Source organism: Leptolyngbya sp. DQ-M1, assembly GCF_039962505.1.
In the GTDB taxonomy this organism is placed as follows: Bacteria; Cyanobacteriota; Cyanobacteriia; order Leptolyngbyales; family Leptolyngbyaceae; genus Leptolyngbya.
Genome location: NZ_JAMPLJ010000001.1, coordinates 720,617 through 738,125, shown reverse-complemented (window position 1 = coordinate 738,125; position 17,509 = coordinate 720,617). Strand labels below are relative to the sequence as shown.

Annotated in this window: 17 protein-coding genes; 8 read left to right on the top strand and 9 right to left on the bottom strand. The window is 49.0% G+C overall.

Annotated features, from left to right (window positions below):
- Positions 1-31: 31 nt before the first annotated feature.
- The 4 genes from NC981_RS03455 to NC981_RS03440 all read right to left on the bottom strand — a co-directional run bounded on the left by NC981_RS03455 (position 32) and on the right by NC981_RS03440 (position 1,289).
- Complete coding sequence (locus NC981_RS03455) at positions 32-298, bottom strand: hypothetical protein (protein ID WP_348241543.1); 267 nt, start codon at positions 296-298, stop codon at positions 32-34.
- Positions 246-584 carry a hypothetical protein gene (locus tag NC981_RS03450; RefSeq protein WP_348241542.1) on the bottom strand — a complete coding sequence of 113 codons (339 nt, stop codon included), beginning with the start codon at positions 582-584 and terminating at the stop codon, positions 246-248. Before NC981_RS03450 ends, NC981_RS03455 begins: the two co-directional genes overlap by 53 nt.
- A 124-nt stretch (positions 585-708) precedes the next feature.
- Positions 709-1,092 carry a type II toxin-antitoxin system death-on-curing family toxin gene (locus NC981_RS03445; RefSeq protein ID WP_348241541.1) on the bottom strand — a complete coding sequence of 128 codons (384 nt, stop codon included), beginning with the start codon at positions 1,090-1,092 and terminating at the stop codon, positions 709-711.
- A complete protein-coding gene (locus tag NC981_RS03440; RefSeq protein WP_348241540.1) occupies positions 1,092-1,289 on the bottom strand; it encodes a DNA-binding protein in 198 nt (65 codons plus the stop codon). Before NC981_RS03440 ends, NC981_RS03445 begins: the two co-directional genes overlap by 1 nt.
- Before the next feature lie 53 nt (positions 1,290-1,342).
- On the opposite strand from NC981_RS03440, the gene NC981_RS03435 reads away from it, so the two are divergent.
- The 4 genes from NC981_RS03435 to NC981_RS03420 all read left to right on the top strand — a co-directional run bounded on the left by NC981_RS03435 (position 1,343) and on the right by NC981_RS03420 (position 4,525).
- The gene (locus tag NC981_RS03435) at positions 1,343-1,525 is read left to right on the top strand and encodes a hypothetical protein (protein WP_348241539.1); all 183 of its coding nucleotides are present in this window, start codon (positions 1,343-1,345) and stop codon (positions 1,523-1,525) included.
- 231 nt (positions 1,526-1,756) lie between these two features.
- Entirely contained in the window at positions 1,757-2,707 is a 951-nt protein-coding gene (locus NC981_RS03430; protein WP_348241538.1) for a MoxR family ATPase, read from the top strand.
- 2 nt (positions 2,708-2,709) lie between these two features.
- Positions 2,710-4,014, top strand: coding sequence for a DUF58 domain-containing protein (locus tag NC981_RS03425; protein ID WP_348241537.1), 1,305 nt, complete (start codon positions 2,710-2,712; stop codon positions 4,012-4,014).
- A gap of 61 nt (positions 4,015-4,075) precedes the next feature.
- Entirely contained in the window at positions 4,076-4,525 is a 450-nt protein-coding gene (locus NC981_RS03420) for a hypothetical protein (RefSeq protein ID WP_348241536.1), read from the top strand.
- A gap of 1 nt (position 4,526) precedes the next feature.
- Here NC981_RS03420 and dapB read toward each other — a convergent pair whose 3' ends face one another.
- Positions 4,527-5,348, bottom strand: coding sequence for a 4-hydroxy-tetrahydrodipicolinate reductase (gene dapB / locus NC981_RS03415; RefSeq protein ID WP_348241535.1), 822 nt, complete (start codon positions 5,346-5,348; stop codon positions 4,527-4,529).
- A gap of 99 nt (positions 5,349-5,447) precedes the next feature.
- Here dapB and bchI point away from each other — a divergent pair, with 99 nt between their 5' ends.
- The gene (bchI, locus tag NC981_RS03410; protein ID WP_190378731.1) at positions 5,448-6,545 is read left to right on the top strand and encodes a magnesium chelatase ATPase subunit I; all 1,098 of its coding nucleotides are present in this window, start codon (positions 5,448-5,450) and stop codon (positions 6,543-6,545) included.
- Positions 6,546-6,699: 154 nt separating this feature from the next.
- On the opposite strand, the gene NC981_RS03405 is transcribed toward bchI, so the two are convergent.
- Positions 6,700-7,239 (bottom strand): orange carotenoid protein N-terminal domain-containing protein, encoded by a 540-nt coding sequence (locus NC981_RS03405; RefSeq protein ID WP_348241534.1) that lies wholly within the window; start codon positions 7,237-7,239, stop codon positions 6,700-6,702.
- A gap of 186 nt (positions 7,240-7,425) precedes the next feature.
- Here NC981_RS03405 and NC981_RS03400 point away from each other — a divergent pair, with 186 nt between their 5' ends.
- Entirely contained in the window at positions 7,426-7,794 is a 369-nt protein-coding gene (locus tag NC981_RS03400; RefSeq protein WP_348241533.1) for a hypothetical protein, read from the top strand.
- On the opposite strand, the gene NC981_RS03395 is transcribed toward NC981_RS03400, so the two are convergent.
- Together NC981_RS03395 and nrdR are read right to left on the bottom strand one after the other, a co-directional pair.
- Positions 7,774-9,207, bottom strand: a complete 1,434-nt coding sequence (locus tag NC981_RS03395) for a hypothetical protein (RefSeq protein WP_348241532.1) — start codon at positions 9,205-9,207, stop codon at positions 7,774-7,776. The genes NC981_RS03400 and NC981_RS03395 overlap by 21 nt on opposite strands.
- 104 nt (positions 9,208-9,311) lie before the next feature.
- The gene (gene nrdR / locus NC981_RS03390) at positions 9,312-9,821 is read right to left on the bottom strand and encodes a transcriptional regulator NrdR (RefSeq protein ID WP_190378735.1); all 510 of its coding nucleotides are present in this window, start codon (positions 9,819-9,821) and stop codon (positions 9,312-9,314) included.
- A gap of 340 nt (positions 9,822-10,161) precedes the next feature.
- On the opposite strand from nrdR, the gene NC981_RS03385 reads away from it, so the two are divergent.
- Together NC981_RS03385 and NC981_RS03380 are read left to right on the top strand one after the other, a co-directional pair.
- Positions 10,162-13,515 carry a response regulator gene (locus NC981_RS03385; protein ID WP_348241531.1) on the top strand — a complete coding sequence of 1,118 codons (3,354 nt, stop codon included), beginning with the start codon at positions 10,162-10,164 and terminating at the stop codon, positions 13,513-13,515.
- A 92-nt stretch (positions 13,516-13,607) separates the two neighbouring features.
- Complete coding sequence (locus NC981_RS03380; protein ID WP_348241530.1) at positions 13,608-14,702, top strand: hypothetical protein; 1,095 nt, start codon at positions 13,608-13,610, stop codon at positions 14,700-14,702.
- A 44-nt stretch (positions 14,703-14,746) separates the two neighbouring features.
- On the opposite strand, the gene NC981_RS03375 is transcribed toward NC981_RS03380, so the two are convergent.
- Positions 14,747-17,311: a M1 family metallopeptidase gene (locus NC981_RS03375; protein ID WP_348241529.1), complete on the bottom strand. Its 2,565-nt coding sequence runs from the start codon at positions 17,309-17,311 to the stop codon at positions 14,747-14,749.
- Between the last annotated feature and the right edge of the window lie 198 nt (positions 17,312-17,509).

Here is a 17,509-nt window from a genome sequence, read left to right as displayed (position 1 = left end):
AACAAGCGACTCACGCGGAGCGTGTCCGCGGCTATAACTCAGAAGACGAAAGCCGACCTTCGATCGGTTCATACTCATCTTCTAGCAACCAATGTTGTGCCTCGTCATAGCTGGAACTCTTGAAAATGACTGCATAACCCTTTGCAGGATCAAAGATCTGACAGCGACCTGACTCATCTCCTAATAGCAGAAGAATATAGGGTGGAGAAAGCATCGGTTCAATCCACACCTCAGCAAACTGCCAATTATCCTTCACTGGGGCCGGTACGGGGAATGACGTGATATCGGTTTTCTGCATTAATCTTCACCTCTCCGTAGAACAAGGGAATGGTCGAGCCATCTGGATCAATTCGATACCCGATCGACTCCGAAAACAATAGTCCATACCGCTCATATTCTCGAATGATACCTGTAAATTCTCCGCTTGCAATGACCGCTTGAGCAACTCGCTCCATCGTTGCCTCATCATGGAAAACGTGAGCTGCTCTTCCTCGTCCCAATAGTCGTTGCACTTGGGCAGTTCCCGGTAAACGTTTTGCAGTGTGTTTAGAGTCAAGAAAAATCTCACGATTGATACCACTCATACCATTAGGGAAACTTGCTTTTCAAGCATAGATGAGTTGAGTGAAATTAAAGGAGGTGCGATCGGAACAGGCATTCGTGAGCACATAAGCGTGTAGCAAAGTTAACGCTCAATTTCTCGATCGCTCATCTCGCGGTTGTATTTTGCCGCAACCACTCTACAAACTCTTCGCGCCCCAACGCACCGGATGCGATCGCCAGTACAAAATGCTCCTGCTCATCTACAGACGCACTAATTTCTAATCCATTCAAAATCAGAAAAGTTTCTGTCGTTGCGTGACCTGTCCGCTTATTTCCATCAATGAATGGATGATTCATGATAATTGAAAACCCGATCGCTGCCGCCTTTTCAGGCAAACTTGGATACAGTTCGTCTCCACCAAAGGTCATTCTGGATTGAGCAATTGCCGACTCTAACAATCCAATATCTCGAACACCTGTTGCTCCTCCAGATTGCTCAATAATCCTGCGATGCAGTTCTAATACTTCAGAGAGCGTTAGATAGCGCATTAGGCTAAACGTTGATACAATTCAGCGTTCTTTGCTAATACATAATCGGCTGCCTCAACAAAATCAGCCTTTTGCGAATTCAGCCAGTCTTCTAAACTCGCTTTCAAGAGAACTTCTAGGGCAATTCCATGCACATCTGCTAGGTCTTGTAACTTCTTGAATTGGGTATCTGAGAGATCAATAGTAATTGAAGCCATGACGATTATCCTTCTAGTGCCTGTGGTGCAACTATATTACTTCCAATAAATTCGTGAAGACTACATTTTCTCATTTCTTGGGCGGAATCGAAGGGAGACCTGCATTCACGAGAACGTATCCCTGTAGCGAAGCTAACGCTCAAGGTCTCGATCGCCGTTCTGTCAGTAAGCTATTTCTGGTATTGACGGTAAAGCGTAAAACTATGTTGGATGAAACCGCGATCGACAACGGCTAACCGCGCTTGAGAAAGAAGTCGCAATACTGAAGCAAAAAACGACTGATAATTGGCTGGAGCACCTCATCGGCTCCAGCTCAGACGAAGAGACTTTTCTGCAAACGCTCGAATACGGGCGGATCAAGACGCTGATAAACCGAATGATGAGAGACGAAGCTTTGTGCCATCGGAATCCTCTGATTCTCAAATTCTGGACTAATATGGTTTTGCCCTAGTTACCCAGTTCAATCTATGTCCGACCCTCAAGCAACGTTTTCTCGGCTCAGACAAGCCCTCGATCAAATTGTGGTCGGTCAATCTGCATTAGTGCAACAGCTTTTAGTGGCGATGCTGTCCGGGGGACACGTAATTTTAGAGGGAGTTCCGGGAACAGGGAAAACGCTGCTCGTCAAAGTCATGGCGCAATTGGTGCGATCGGAGTTTCGTCGCATTCAACTCACGCCAGACATCCTACCATCGGATATCTTGGGAACAAATATCTTTGACTTGAATACTCGCAGCTTTGTGCTAAAAAAAGGCCCTGTATTCACTCAGATTTTGTTAGCTGATGAAATCAATCGAACGCCGCCGAAAACCCAATCTGCGCTGCTCGAAGCGATGGAAGAACAGCAGGTGACGCTGGATGGCGAAAGCTTGCCCCTGTCTGATTTCTTTTGGGTGATTGCAACACAGAATTCATTGGAATTTGAAGGAACATATCCTTTACCAGAAGCGCAGCTCGATCGCTTCCTCTTCAAGCTGATCGTTGCTTATCCCGATGCGGCGGCTGAGAAGAAAATGCTGCTGAATCATCAAGCGGGATTTCAGGCAAAACGACTTGATCTAGACAGAATTAAGCCTTTAGCATCAGTTGAACAGGTTTTACAGGCGCGGCAATTGGTACGATCGCTCACCGTCGAAGAGTCAATTCTTGATTACCTACTCTCTGTGGTGCAAAAAACCCGTCAACATCCTGATTTAGTGCTGGGAGCATCGCCACGATCGGCAGTAGCATGGCTGAATGCCAGTAAAGCCCACGCTTGGTTAGCAGGTCGCAACTATGTGGTTCCCGATGATATCAAAGCCGTTGCACCACCCTTGTTACGACATCGATTGATCCTGCGTCCCGAAGCTCAATTAGATGGTGTGAATGTGGATGCAGTAATCAATACAGTTCTCAATCAAGTTCCTGTTCCCCGATAACTATGATTCCTTCGCGCCGAACTTACGGATTGTTGTTACTCGGTGGCGCGATCGCTGCCGTTCTCTTCTTGTTTAACGCGGCATTGTCGATCGCAGCATTGTTATTGTTTGATCTGATTGTTCTCGGACTATCAATCTGGGATAGTTCACGGGTGAAGTCAAATCAGGTAAAAGTCCAGCGACAAGTGCCATCTCGATTGTCGATCGGGCGAGATAACTTAGTAAGTTTAACCGTCGAATCAGGAGCGCGATCGGCAGAAGTACGAATCTATGACAAATATCCGATCGCATTTTCAGCGTCATCAATGCCCTTATCAACCAAGCTTGCACCGAACATCAAACAAGACCTATCCTACACTGTGCATCCTTCTGATCGGGGAGAATATCACTGGAAAGAAATCCAAGTCCGTCAGCTTAGTCCGTGGCGGTTAGCTTGGCACAATTGGAAGATACCGCAGGATCAGAAAGTTGCAGTTTATCCCGATTTGATTGGACTCCGATCGCTCTCCATTCGATTAACTCTAGAATCCTCTGGCTCCATTCGTCGTGCTCGTCGATTAGGGATTGGAACTGAGTTTTCTGAACTCCGAGAATATGCAACTGGTGATGATCCGCGCTTTATTGATTGGAAAGCCACGGCACGACGCGGACAGCCTTTAGTCAGAGTCTTAGAACCAGAACAAGAGCAAACTTTGATTATTTTGCTCGATCGAGGTCGGTTGATGACTTCTCAAGTGAAAGGATTATCGCGGTTTGATTGGGGATTGAATGCCACCTTAGCACTCGCATTAGCAGGACTGCATCGGGGCGATCGCGTTGGCGTTGGAGTGTTCGATCGACAAGTGCAAACCTGGATTCCACCAGAGCGTGGACAAGCTCATCTCAATCATTTGATTGAACGGTTAACTCCAATTCAGCCGGAAATCTTAGAGCCAGATTATCTAGGTGCAGTTATAACGTTAGTCAATCAACAAGCGCGACGTGCTTTAGTTGTGGTCATTACCGATATTGTGGATAATACTGCGTCTTCAGAACTGCTTGCAGCATTGGGAAGATTGACACCAAGGTATCTACCGTTTTGTGTGACACTACGCGATCCACAAGTTGATCAGCAAGCGCACACGACTACTGAAGATTTGCCGTCAACTTATCAAAGAGCTGTTGCACTCGATCTGATAGCTCAGCGTCAAATCGCATTTAGTACATTAAAGCAGCGTGGTGTTTTGGTATTGGATGCACCCGCGAACCAAATTACAAATGAATTGGTCGATCGATATCTCCAACTCAAAGCCAGAAATCAGCTTTAGGGGGAAGTTCGGTGATCGGGCAAAACAGTAGATTCAGAAGTATTGTTAATCTGATCGACCGATGAATCCTCTTAAGCACAAAGAACTATTACGCGGTATTTTTGCCGTTGCTCTGATTATTGTTGGAATCACTCACTTTCTTGCACCCCAAGAGTACGCCAAAATCGTACCGCCTATCTTTCCAGCGTTCACTTCGGTCTATGTAAGTGGAGTCTTTGAGATTTTGGGTGGCATTGGATTGTGTATTCCTTACTTGAGTGTTGCAGCAGCATGGGGACTGATTTCTTTGTTTATTGCAGTCTTTCCTGCCAACATCTATCTCGCATTGCACAGTGAAATCACATTAAACAACGTTCCGCATAGTCCTTTGTTTTACTGGCTGAGATTGCCGTTTCAACCCGTGTTGATTGCTTGGGCATATTGGTACACGCGCCATCCAGAGAACCAAAGAGGAGCAGAAGCGATCGCAAACCAATGGCAAAAGATCGATCGCTTAGTCGAGAAGAAATAGATTAAAGAATCTTCTCCAGCCCATACACCAAGGATTTCAGAGGGATCACTTTGCGAATCGAGAGCAGCACTCCCGGCATATAACAAGTGCGATCAGTCGCATCATGCCGCAGCGTATAAATTTGTCCCTGTGCCCCAAAAATAATTTCCTGATGTGCAACTAATCCGGGCAATCGAACGCTATGAATCCGAATTCCCTCATCGGCTTGTGCTCCTCTTGCTCCTGCAATTTTTTCGGTTTCAGAGACGATCGCTTCGTTATAAGTCTTGCCAAGTTCCGCTAACATTTGCGCGGTTTGGACTGCGGTTCCGCTCGGTGCATCGGCTTTCTGATTGTGATGCAGTTCAATAATTTCGACGTGATCGAAGTATTGCGAAGCTTGAATCGCGGCTTGCTGCATCAACACAACGCCGATCGAAAAGTTCGGAACAATTAAACATCCGGTACTCGCTTTATCGGCAAACTCGGCTAAATCCTGAATCTGACCTGCGCTTAATCCGGTTGTGCCGACCACTGGACGAACTCCGTAAGCGATCGCCGATCGCACATTGTTGTAAACTGCATCCGGGTGCGTTACATCCACCACAACGCCCAACTCTTTCTCCTGTGCCAACATCGCCATCATTGACTCATACTCATTCGTCACAGGCACTTCGAGCGCCCCACAGCCGACGATTTCTCCAATATCTTCACCGACATACTTCGGGTTTTTTGCCAGCGCCCCAATTAACGTCATATCCGGCGACTGCGACACCGCTTTGACAATTTCCCGACCCATTTTGCCCGTTGCACCATTCACCACGACTGGAATGCGACCTGCCATCGGCTTACCTTCTAATTCAGCTTCTCTATTCTCCCACTCCCGCTTCGTGTCACAATAGAAAACGCGAATTAAAACTGCTTTACTCTTTCAGGACATCCCGTGACCTTTACGACACAACCGACATCACAAAACGGACGATCGACTGCTACTTCCGCTCGGCGGCGTGCTGTGTTTCCTTTTACGGCGATCGTTGGACAAGAAGAAATGAAATTAGCGCTGTTGCTCAACATCATCGATCCTAAGATCGGCGGGGTGATGATTATGGGCGATCGCGGCACCGGAAAATCCACCACGATTCGAGCTTTAGCAGATTTACTGCCAGAAATTGATGTCGTTGCCGATGATCCGTTTAATAGTCATCCCACTGATCCCGAATTGATGGGTGATGTGGTACGGCAATCGATCGATCAAGGCATCGATGTGCCTGTCGTTAAGAAAAAAGTAATGATGGTCGATTTGCCTCTGGGTGCGACTGAAGATCGCGTCTGCGGCACGATCGACATTGAAAAGGCACTGTCCGAAGGGGTGAAAGCCTTTGAACCGGGACTGTTGGCAAAAGCAAATCGCGGCATTCTCTATGTCGATGAAGTCAACCTGCTCGATGATCACCTCGTCGATGTACTGCTCGACTCCGCTGCTTCTGGCTGGAACACGGTTGAACGCGAAGGCATTTCGATCCGACATCCGGCTCGCTTTGTTCTCGTCGGATCGGGCAACCCGGAAGAAGGTGAACTGCGTCCGCAATTGCTCGATCGCTTCGGAATGCACGCTGAAATCCGCACGGTAAAAGAGCCAGTTCTGCGGGTGCAAATTGTTGAACAGCGTACCGAATTCGATCAAGATCCAGTTCCGTTTCTAGAAAAATATCAGCCCCAACAAACCGATTTGCAGCGTCAGATCGTCGAAGCACAAGAGCGCTTGAAGGCAATCGCGATCGACTACGATCTGCGCGTGAAAATCTCGCAAATGTGCGCTGAGCTCGATGTCGATGGATTGCGTGGCGACATTGTGACCAACCGGGCAGCAAAAGCCTTAGCGGCTCTAGAAGGTCGGACTGAAGTAACCGTCGATGAAATTCGTCGGATTGCGCCGCTTTGTCTGCGTCACCGTCTACGGAAAGACCCAATGGAATCGATCGATTCTGGCTATAAGGTTGAAAAAGTGTTCGATCAAATCTTTGGAGTTGCGGCTGAATAGAAGGGCGTTGCTGAAATTAAGCGTAAATTTTGGATTTGCCCTCACCCTAACCCTCTCCCCCAGGGAGAGGGAACAAGAGGTCTCTGGCTCCCTTCTCCCCAGGGAGAAGGGCTGGGGAGAAGGGCAACCCGAAACTCTTTCTTTACTTCAGATCCTACAAACTTGCCGTTTTTCCAGTCTCTGCTTGAGAAGGAATCGGTTCAACCTCTGTGTATCCCATCTCGCTTGCCAACTCCCGCAGCAGCGAAATTTGCTGCTCAAACTCAAGCCCTTCTAACCGCTTCAACAAATTACTAATCGCTTCTGAAGCTTGATAATCCGCAGGCATATCTACAACCGCTTCACCCATTGCCACTGCCCACGCAAACCAAACTAGAAGCTGATTGTTTTCCTTCAGCGCACCATAAGCGCGAGAATACTCTGTATCCGCCCGATTCACGACATCGCGCATCACTTGAAGCTGATCCTGATGCGATAGATTCAGAAAATCGTCACCCAACAGAAGCGGCGCTAGTTCAGGTTCTGCTGCTCTTGGAGCCGCAGGCGTAACCGAGTCGCCCATTTTTTCATAAACGTAGTACAGCAGCGCCAGTTTATCATCGGCTCCCAACTGGTTAAAATCTGCGATCGTGCCCTGAATGTCCTGATCTAAATACTCGGACGGATCGACGTTTTGACTTGCGGATTGAGGCATAAAACTTTTTCCATAAATAACATCACTCAAGACGTATCAAGCTTTACCATCTAAAATCGCCCTCCTCAAGAGCGACTTCACACTCTAACCTCTGATGAACGACCAGATCTATCTTTTGGGCGTGTCAGGAAAGTTTGAAATTTAATAGCGTAGCAACATTGCAAACGCAAGATAGGAGAATTTATTATGTCTGAAATTAATACTCAATCTCAGGACGCTCAACAGGTGGCTGAATCGATCGCAGCAGGCGATCGTCCTGCGCCTCAAGTCGATGTATCTGCTGACTACGAAGCCGCTCAAGAATTCAGCACCAGCAGCATTGATCAAACCGGTGAAGGCGAAAAAGCCGCAGAAGCAGCAACAGCCTCCCAATTTGAAGTGCATTCGGCGGACGAAACCCAACTTGAACCCGACGCGCTGAGTTCAGAGCCAACAGGCGATCCAGACCTGTACCGCGACATGGCGAAGGATATCACGCAGAGTTCCGGCGCAACCGGAAATGTAGATGATGACTTGATGAAAAAAGCGATCGAGCTAGGAAAACCGGGTCAATAGCAGACAAACCTTTTGAGACGGGCTGGAACAGGGTTTGTGGTTCGGAGATCGCTGATCCGCTACAAGTTTTACACCCAATGACAAGCTAAGCGCGATCGCGCAAGTGACTCCAATAATCCAGTAGCGCTGAGAGGATCTTTGGGAAGCGTTAGACTTCACCGGAACAATCAGCGCTTTTATTTGATTGAGATTATGAGCGCTAAAGGCAATGCTGACAGCGCACTCCGAGTTCGTGCTTTGTTCGGCTAAATCGGTTCTGATTGCTAAAGCGTCCCTGAGCGCATCATATCCGGAGGTAACTTCCTGCTGACAAAACGCCAAGGTTCCTAACTGATGAAGTGCCCATGCTTCGATCGCGGCATCACCTAATGCCCATGCTGCCGCTAAACTACACCGCAGCAGTTTCGACCAGCTATCCCACAATTTCGCAATGGCAAACTCGCTTTCAATCGATCGCACCATTTCAATCACTTCTACAGATCGCCGTTGATTTGCGCCCCATTGTACTGCCAGCATCAGTAACTCCCGCTCTTGCAGAATGGCATTAGGCTGAGTCCGAATCCAGTCGAGAACATAGCTCAGAACTCTTTCCATCCAAGCTTCTGAGCTTCGGTGTTGAATTCGTAACCGATAGCGCCCTCGCTCCACTCCGATCAGTTTTAGATCAATCAGCCTGTCTAAATTTGGGTGAGAAACATTTGCGATCGCCGTAATTTGCTTCGCACTGAGCGGAACCCCAACGGTTGCCAACAGTTCAAGAACAGCAATTTCTGCATCAGATCGTTCGCTCAAATCGATCTCAACTGGCTCAGGAACCTGGATTGCCAAATCTGCTTGAGCAAGCCTTCGGTCAGTCGACGCGATCGCAAATCGGCTTTGAGGTAGCCAGCGCTGCAGTTGTTCAAAGTCTGTGGCGGTTAACTTTGAGTGATCTAACAGAATCAAAGCTTGGCGATCGCTCAGTCCTGATCGAATCTCTGCTCTTGATGGCTTCACCTCTGAAGGAACTCGATAAAACTGTTCAAAAATCGTCTGTAGCAGATCCCCGATCGGATCAAGCTGGTCTAAATATAAAATTCCATGCGGATAAGCTTGTTGCAATTCAGGTTGATGAGCTAACGATCGCAGTAGCGCCACCTTTCCAAAGCCTCTGCCGCAAATTTCTATTGATCGCTGCGCTTTGAGCGCTATTAAAGCCTGCGAAATTGCTGCTTCATCTACTGATTCAACCAAAGGCAAAACCAACGCTGGCATCGGCATCAACTCAAAAGTGCGTGTCTCAACCGAAATCGCCTGCAACACGACCCCATATCCAGACCCAATCAAGCATTCGCACTCTTCAAGCAGGAGACGAGCGACAACCGTTTGACTCAATACGGTCTCGATTGTGCTGGAAAAGGCAGAACGAGACATAAACTGCACTAGCTAAATCTGCGATCGAAATGGAAAAAAAGAATTTCCCCCAAGGCAGATTATAATAAGCCAATCTAGCTAATCTGTCTAGACTGAGCCGAACCTCAATTCAGAGAACTTGATCGCGCTACCGCAAGTCCGATCGAGTCCGTCGAACTCTCTAGGTCTGAGTTCACCCGCGATAAAGTTGCTAAAAACTCTGTAATATTCTCAAACTCACAATATGCAGACGCATAGCGAATACAAGCTGCCTCGCTTAAGGGCTGCAACTCTCGCAACACAAGCTCACTGATTTCACGACTTAAAATCTCTCGATTTGTGCGCTGCTGCAACAATCCTTCGATCGTACTGACTACCATCTCAATTTGGGATGCACTAATTGCCGTTCGCTCACAAATTCGAGTCAACGATCGCACCAGCTTTTCACGATCGAAGCTCTCGCGATTGCCATTCTCCTTCACCACCACGAGCGGCGCGAACTCAACCCGCTCATAGGTCGTAAACCGATGATTGCACTTGAGACATTCACGCCGCCGTCGCACACTTTGACCCCCCTCAGCAGATCGCGACTCTAGCACTCGATTTTCCAAGTTTTGGCAGGCAGGACAACGCATAGATTTTGTCAATAATCATCAAACATATCATACCCCTAGCGTAGCAACTCTGGATATTTTTTTATTTGCGCTATAGGCAGCGCAGCGTAAATAAGTCGCCTTTAGGATGATGTTGCTCGATCGCTCTCCTGCTCTTGATCTAGATCGCAAGAGGCAGCGATCTAGATCACAGGAATTCCGGGCATCACCGTTAGAACGGGTTGAATTCCGGGCAACTTTACTAAAGCGAACACCGTTAGTCCGTTCCTGACTAGCGGTGTTCTAGCCCAAATGCGGTTTCGGCAATGTGACTTCGACATCCCCGATTGGGCGCGTCCCACACTCAGTTGGCAAATGGCGCATGAAATCTCGTGACACTCAGAAGCAAAAATTGCTCGTCGTCGATGATGAACCAGATAATCTCGACCTGCTTTACCGGACTTTCTACCGGGAATTCAAGGTGCTGCGGGCAGAAAACGGCCCCACTGCACTAGATATCCTCGATCGAGAAGGCGATATCGCGGTCATTATCTCCGATCAACGAATGCCAATGATGAGTGGGACTGAGTTTCTCAGCCTCACCGTTTCAAAGTATCCCGATATCATTCGAATTATCCTGACGGGCTACACCGATGTTGAAGATCTCGTCGAGGCGATCAACTCCGGTAAGGTCTTCAAGTATGTGACCAAGCCGTGGAGCGATACGGAACTGCGCGAAGTCGTCAAAAGCGCGATCGACACTCACACGCTGCTGAAAACCCGTACAGAAGAACTGCGCCGCACTCTCCAGCGCGAATCTCTGCTCAACGCGATTACCAGCACGATCCGCAGCGCTCTCAGCTACGACGAAATCCTACAAACGATCGTCGAAACGATCGGCAAAAACTTCGAGGTTAGCGGCGCGATCGTCTGTCCGTTTCGCGATGGTGAAATTCAAGACCAGACGTTTACCTATTGGAAAGCTGCAACGCCTGCGCCAGAGTTAGCGCCGACGATTTGGGAAGCCTATCAGGTCGAATCGATTCCTGACGTGCAGCAGTGCGATCGCATTCAAGAGGTTCCCGATCGCCAAGCAGCTTATGCAGCAGCAGAAATTCACTCGACCCTAATGGTTCCCTTGATTTGCCAGCAAGAACTGATTGCGATTCTCGCGCTCCACGAGTGCGGCAAAAGTCGCACTTGGCAACCCGAAGAAATTGATCTCATTCACACGGTTGCAGATCAGGCAGCACTTGCGCTTTCGCAGGCGTACAACTATGAACAAGTCCGCGCTCTGGCAAAACGAGAAGCGTTAATCAACACGATCACGACCGCAATACGATCGAGCCTTGATCCTCAAGATATCTTTGCCGCGATTACACAACAGCTTGGGCAGGGATTGCAGGTCGATGGCTGTGCCTTATCGCTCTGGACAGAAGATGCTGCCTTTGTGCAATGTGTGGGACTGCATGATTCGAGTTGGCAAGACCAAAAGCCATCCGAAGCGCTTCTCCCACAGTCGAGTATCCCCATTGAGGGCAACCCCGTTTTAAAACAACTGATTGCGACGCAGCAACCCGTTGTTCTAAGCGACTTAAATGAGCATAGTGAATTCAACACCTCAGACTTCCACACTCCAGCGCGGGCGCTGCTTGTCGTTCCGTTGATTACCGACGGCAAAATTATCGGCAGCATTTCGCTGCGGCAGAACTCTCGATCGCGCCACTGGCAAGCCTCAGAAATTCAACTCGCGCAATCGGTAGCCGCCCAAGCTGCGATCGCTGTACAGCAATCTCGCCTTTACCAAACCACCCGTCAGCAAGCCGAGAAATTGCTGCAACTCGATCGTGCCAAAACAGAGTTTTTCCAAAATATCTCACACGAGCTTCGGACTCCCTTGACCTTGATGCTTGGCCCGCTTGAAACCGCCGTTTCATCCAGTCAGGGTCTTTCGCTAGAACAATCCACGGTTGCCCTCCGCAACTCGCGTCGCCTGCTGCGGTTGGTCAATCAACTCTTGGATCTTCAGCGCCTAGATGCGGGAAGAATGCAGCCCAAGTTTCAACCCTGTAACTTAGCGGAGTTTGTCAGACAAATTGTTGAAACCTTCCGTCCGTACTGTGAGAAAAAAGGACTGCATCTGGTGACGCAGTTAGAGCCTTGTTCGCAGGTTTATCTAGACCTCGAAAAATTTGACAAGGTGCTGTACAACTTGCTCTCGAATGCAATGAAGTTTACTCCCACAGGAGAGAGCATCACCGTCGCTTTAGAGGCGATCGAGGATCACTGCTGCTTAAGGGTGCGAGACACGGGAATTGGGATTCGCGAGGATCAACTGCCGCACTTGTTTGAGCGGTTCCGTCAGGCGGAGGGATCTGAAAATCGCAGCTTTGAAGGAACAGGACTGGGACTTGCACTGGTAAAAGAACTAGTGGAACTTCACAACGGAGAAATCAACGTAGAATCAGCGTATGAGCAGGGAACCACCTTCACGATCGAGTTGAAATTGGGAGCCGATCATCTGCCGCCCGATCAGGTCGTTGATGCCCAGTCTGATGTGCAGACGAGCCGAGCCGCGATCGAACTTGCTGATTTAGACGTTGAACTGCAAGACGATTGCGACCTTGAACCGCACATCATCGTGCCATCCGTGCATGAGCATCAACCCACCATTCTGGTTGTGGATGATAATCCGGATCTTCGCTCCTATGTTTCTGGCGTACTGAGGAAACAGGGCTACCAAGTTTGGGCTGCCCGCAATGGTGCAGAAGGGTTTGAGCAAGCGAGAACGCATCATCCGTCTTTAATTGTGACCGATCTGATGATGCCGATTGTGTCGGGTCTCGATATGATTCGCATGATTCGATCGCAAGACGCTCTCAAAGGCACACCGATCATTCTTCTGACTGCTAAAGCCGACGAAGACACGCGAATTCAAGGGGTAGAGCGGGGAGCAGACGCTTATTTAGCGAAGCCATTTAACGATCGAGAGTTGCTGGCTGAAGTCCGAAACCTCCTTGCGCTGAAAGAGAACGAGCAGCGGATTTCTCGCATTAACACTTATCTAACTGAGTCGGTTTTAAGCCGATTCTTGCCGCCAACGCTGGTGAAACGGGCTGCTCAAGGTGATCTCACCCTTGATCTTCGTCCTGAACCCCGGATGATTACGGTGTTGTTCAGCGATATTGTCGGATTTACCCAGCTTTCTAATACCCTGCGATCGCGGCGAGTGGCTGAACTTTTGAATGAATATCTGACCGCGATGACGAGCTGCGTGTTTGATAATGGCGGCACGGTTGATAAATTTATGGGCGATGCAATTCTGGCAATCTTTGGCGCGCCGGAAGAGCTGACTCCAAATGAACAAGTTCGCCGAGCGATCGCGACTGCTCGCCAAATGTATCGGACGCTCGATCAACTCAATGCCCACTGGGAAACTCAAGGCATCGATCGCGTCCGTTTCCGCTGCGGCATTCATCAAGGAACGGCAGTGGTGGGAATGTTTGGGGGTGAAGAACGAGCGGATTACACGGCAATTGGGCCCAGCGTGAATATTGCAGCCCGTTTGCAAGAGGCGGCAGCTCCGGGGTCGATCCTGATTTCTGCGGCGGTTGCGGACTATGTCGATGAAGACAACATTACTAAGGAAAGCCCGCTGAAGCTTAAGGGAGTAGATGAAACCGTTCTTACTTTTTCAATTAGTCCCTATCCGAATCAGATCCCGATGCGCCATTAACAAGGGCAGGAACTAAATCGCGGCGATCGTAGACGAGAGAGCTAGGATAGGAACGTGGTTTCGATTGCTTTCCGTGTGGGTGAGAGTTGGGCATGGGATTTTCTGGTTTAACGGCTCGATCGAAAGCGCAAGATTCTCCGGTACTCTGGCTGTCTTTCTTAGCTGGATCGCTTGTGGTGCATCTTGCAGCAATTTTGATTGGGCGCTGGTATTTTTCTCAAACGGCAAGCCCTCCGGCTGGAATGGCTCAGGCTCCCTTAGATTTTGTGGAAATTGATCCGAATGCGCCGCCGCTCAAGCAGCCGCAACGAACTGTGCCTTCAAGCCCACAACCCCAAACACAAGCAAAAGCAGCGCCGCCTCAAACTTTGCCGGCGGAGCCAGCCCAACCACCAAACTCAATTCAGAGTCTCGCCCGTCAGTCTGCACCTGAGCGATCGCGCGATCCACTTGCTCCTAGCCCTGCCCCGCTGAATTCGTCAGCCGGAGCGCCGAGTCGAACGCGGAGAGCGGTGGAATCCTTACAGCCTGGACAATCTCCAGCCGAGAGATCGACTTCTAGGCAGAATTCGACGGATTCACCTCGATCAACGACCAACCCGAACCCGACGACAAATTCAGGCAGTGGTAATTCTCAGTCTTCCGCTCCATCTCCAGGAACGTCGTCCCCTTCTGCGTCCCCTCCTTCATCCCAATCTCCTGACACCACTAAACCGGAAAATCCAGGAGATGCAGCAATGGGAAATCCAACGCCGCCATCGGGATCTGGAGAGTCATTATCGATCGCGACGGGCGTTCGAGGTGAAGTCTATGGAACACTTCAGGAAGATACTTATCGACCTGAACAATATGCAAGAGGTACCGTTGCACTAAAATCGGCGGCTCTACCTGAAATTAAAGTGGAATTTCCAAGCAAGCTTCCGGTCAATGCTCTAGATTTACGGTTGGGTCTTGTCATCAATTCAGACGGCCAGGTTGTCGCAGCAGATGTGCGAGAGGATAGCCCAACGCTGAAGCAAAATCCGACTCTGAATGATCCAAGAGTGCGGGCGGATATTCAGTCGATCGTGAACGGTCTTGTGCTTCAAGCAAACGCAGACGGAAGTTTGGCGTTTAATGTCAATCTGGAATCTAAACAAGTAGATGCCTACCGAATTATGAATATTCGGCTCAATATCAATCAGTGAGGTTCACAGCTCCTGCTTAGAGATGCAGGAGCTGTGATGTTTGATTAACCTTTTGCTTTTGCCTCCAAATTTTCGAGACGGCTCTTGAGGTCTTGATTTTCTTTTTTGAGCTGATCAAGTTCCTCGCGGAGTTGTTTAACTGCCTTGTCAGACCCCGCATTTTTCTGCACGGTTTGAATTGACTCTTCGGCAATGCGACGAACGCGACCATCAGGAGTTTGATCAGCAAGCGATTGCAGTAGTCCGATCGCTTTGGTCGTTTCCATTTGTCCTAATGCGACGGCGACAGCGACTTGAGTGAGGAAGAACGTTTCGCGGGAAAGTGCTTTCAGCCGTTCTAGAATCCGCTCTAAGTTGATGTTGTCTTGTCCGGTGGAGATTGTGCCAAGCGCGCGAATGGCTGCAAGACGGAGCGGTTGTGGCACTCCGGGCTGTGTGTACTCCAGAATTAAGTTCAGTGCGGCTTCTGAGGTCTTAAGCTGGCTCAAAGCCCCGATCGCGCCTGCTCTGACGACTTCGTTCCAGCCTTGTCGCTGTTTGAGAACCGAATCGATCAGTTTTAGGGTTTGTTCTTCGGATGCGTTGCTGAGTCCTGATGCGGCAACTTTTCCAAAGCTTCGCAGCGCAGTCGCTTCGACATAATAGCTGGCATCGCCGGCTTCGACGATCGCGCCTAATGCGGCATAGCTTTCCGGTGTCGCAATCTGCGCGAGACTTCCGACGATCGCTCGTCTCACTCGCGCATCTGAATCATTTAATCCTGCGATGACGGCTTCAACGGCTTGATCGAGTTTGATCGTAGCAAGATTTTCGGCAACTTCGGCGCGGACTCCCCAGAAGCGATCGTTCTTCAACGAGTCGGATAAGGCTTTTACTGCTTCGAGCCCACCTTTTTTGGCGATCGCCTGCGCTGCATAGATGCGTGAGACTGGATCAGGATCGGACTGTAATTGGGCTTTGAGTTCGGGGAGTGGATACTCTAGCTCAACCGTTTTGAGGTGATAGTTATCGACATCAAAGCTAATGAAATCGGGTTTCTTCTCTAGCGGGAAGTAGAAGCTTTGTTCCTTCTCGTGAACCCGAACTGTAAAAGTTTTTTGATCAACCCTGCCCTCATTCACGAGGCTAATGCCGATCGGAATTCTCAGATCAAACAATTCTGATTGTGATTGGGTAACGGTAATCTTTGCAAGGTTACTATCTGAATCCCAACTATAGCCAATCTTGAAATCGGGATGTCCACCACGATAGACATATTGATCAAACAGGAAGGTGAGATTCCGTCCGGTGGCTTTTTCGATCGCTCGTAACAAGTCAATCGTTTCAACCGTGCGGTGAGCATTGTCATTGAGAAAAGTTGCGATCGATCGATAAAACAACTCATCGCCTAACTGGGCTCGCATCATGTGATAAACACAAGAGCCTTTCTCGTAGATGTGACGATCGTAAAGCTCGATCGCTTCCCGGTAAACGTGCGTCACGAGCGATCGACGATAGCGGGAAGCATCCTCATCAAGATACTGTCGTGCTTGACCGAGCAAGTAATACAGCGCTTCTTCTCGTCCGTACTCTTCCTCTGTCCACATCACTTCTGCATAAGAAGCCATGCCTTCTTTCACCCAAGCGTGTGACCAATGCTTGATCACCACCAAATCACCGAACCATTGATGCGCGAGTTCATGAGCAACTAGGGATTCAGTGTTGCGATTGTCGATCGCGGCTCGTTCGTCGAGCAAACAGCGATCGGTTAATAGTGTGGTTGAAGTATTTTCCATGCCGCCGAAGATAAAATCATCGACGCAGACCTGAGCATATTTCGGAAACGCATACGGATAGCCATATTTCTGACTGTAGAACTCGATCATCCGGGGCGTTTTTCCCATACTGAGACGGGCTTGATCTTCTCGCCCTTTCTCCACATAGTACGTTACAGCTTTACCGTGCCATTGATCGCGCAGTTCGGCAAAGTCTCCGATCGCCAACGTCATTAGATAAGTCGGATGAATTTCTTTTTGATGCCAGTGATAAATCTGCGTATCGCCGCGATCTTCTGTGGCGATCAATTCACCATTTGATACAGCAATCAACGGCTTCGGAATCTCGACTCGAATTTCTGAAGTCGCTAACTGTCCAGGATAGTCAAAGCAGGGAAACCAGAAGCGCGAATCTTCATCTTCGCCCTGCGTCCAGACTTGGGTTGGTTTATTGGGATAGTCTGGAGTCGGCGCGATGAAATAGATGCCTCGCTGCGGTTTCTCAACGTGATAGGCGATCGCTAACTCAATCTTTTCACCGCTCTTTGTGGGTTGCTTGATGTGAATTTGTAGCTGTTCGCCATCGTAGTCAAACGGCTGGGGCACATCATTAATTTTGACCGATGCAATGTTTAGATTCACTGCATCTAAGGTTAAGCGATCGATACCATTGCGAATCGGATTGAGCCGAATCGTGCAGGTTCCCTGGTAGCTTTGATTTGGAATATTGAGAACTAGATCGAGAAAAATATGCTCTACTTGACCCGGACGATCGGGATTGTAGTGAGGACGTGCGCCCGGTAGCTCGAATGATTTGTATCCATTTTCCGTATCTGTGGAGAATTGGCTCAGCATGGTCTATTTTCGCTTCTACGATTTTAAGTTTAGCGATAGTTTGCTCAAACGGAGGACTCCACGCACGATCGACACTCAAATCGATGTAATCAGTGTTACCCTGCTAGGGGGTACACTGATTACAATCCAAAAGCAGTCCAAAGGCAGTCCAAAGCGCTTCGTATTGAATTACAAATCATTGGAACTTTGCTCCACTCA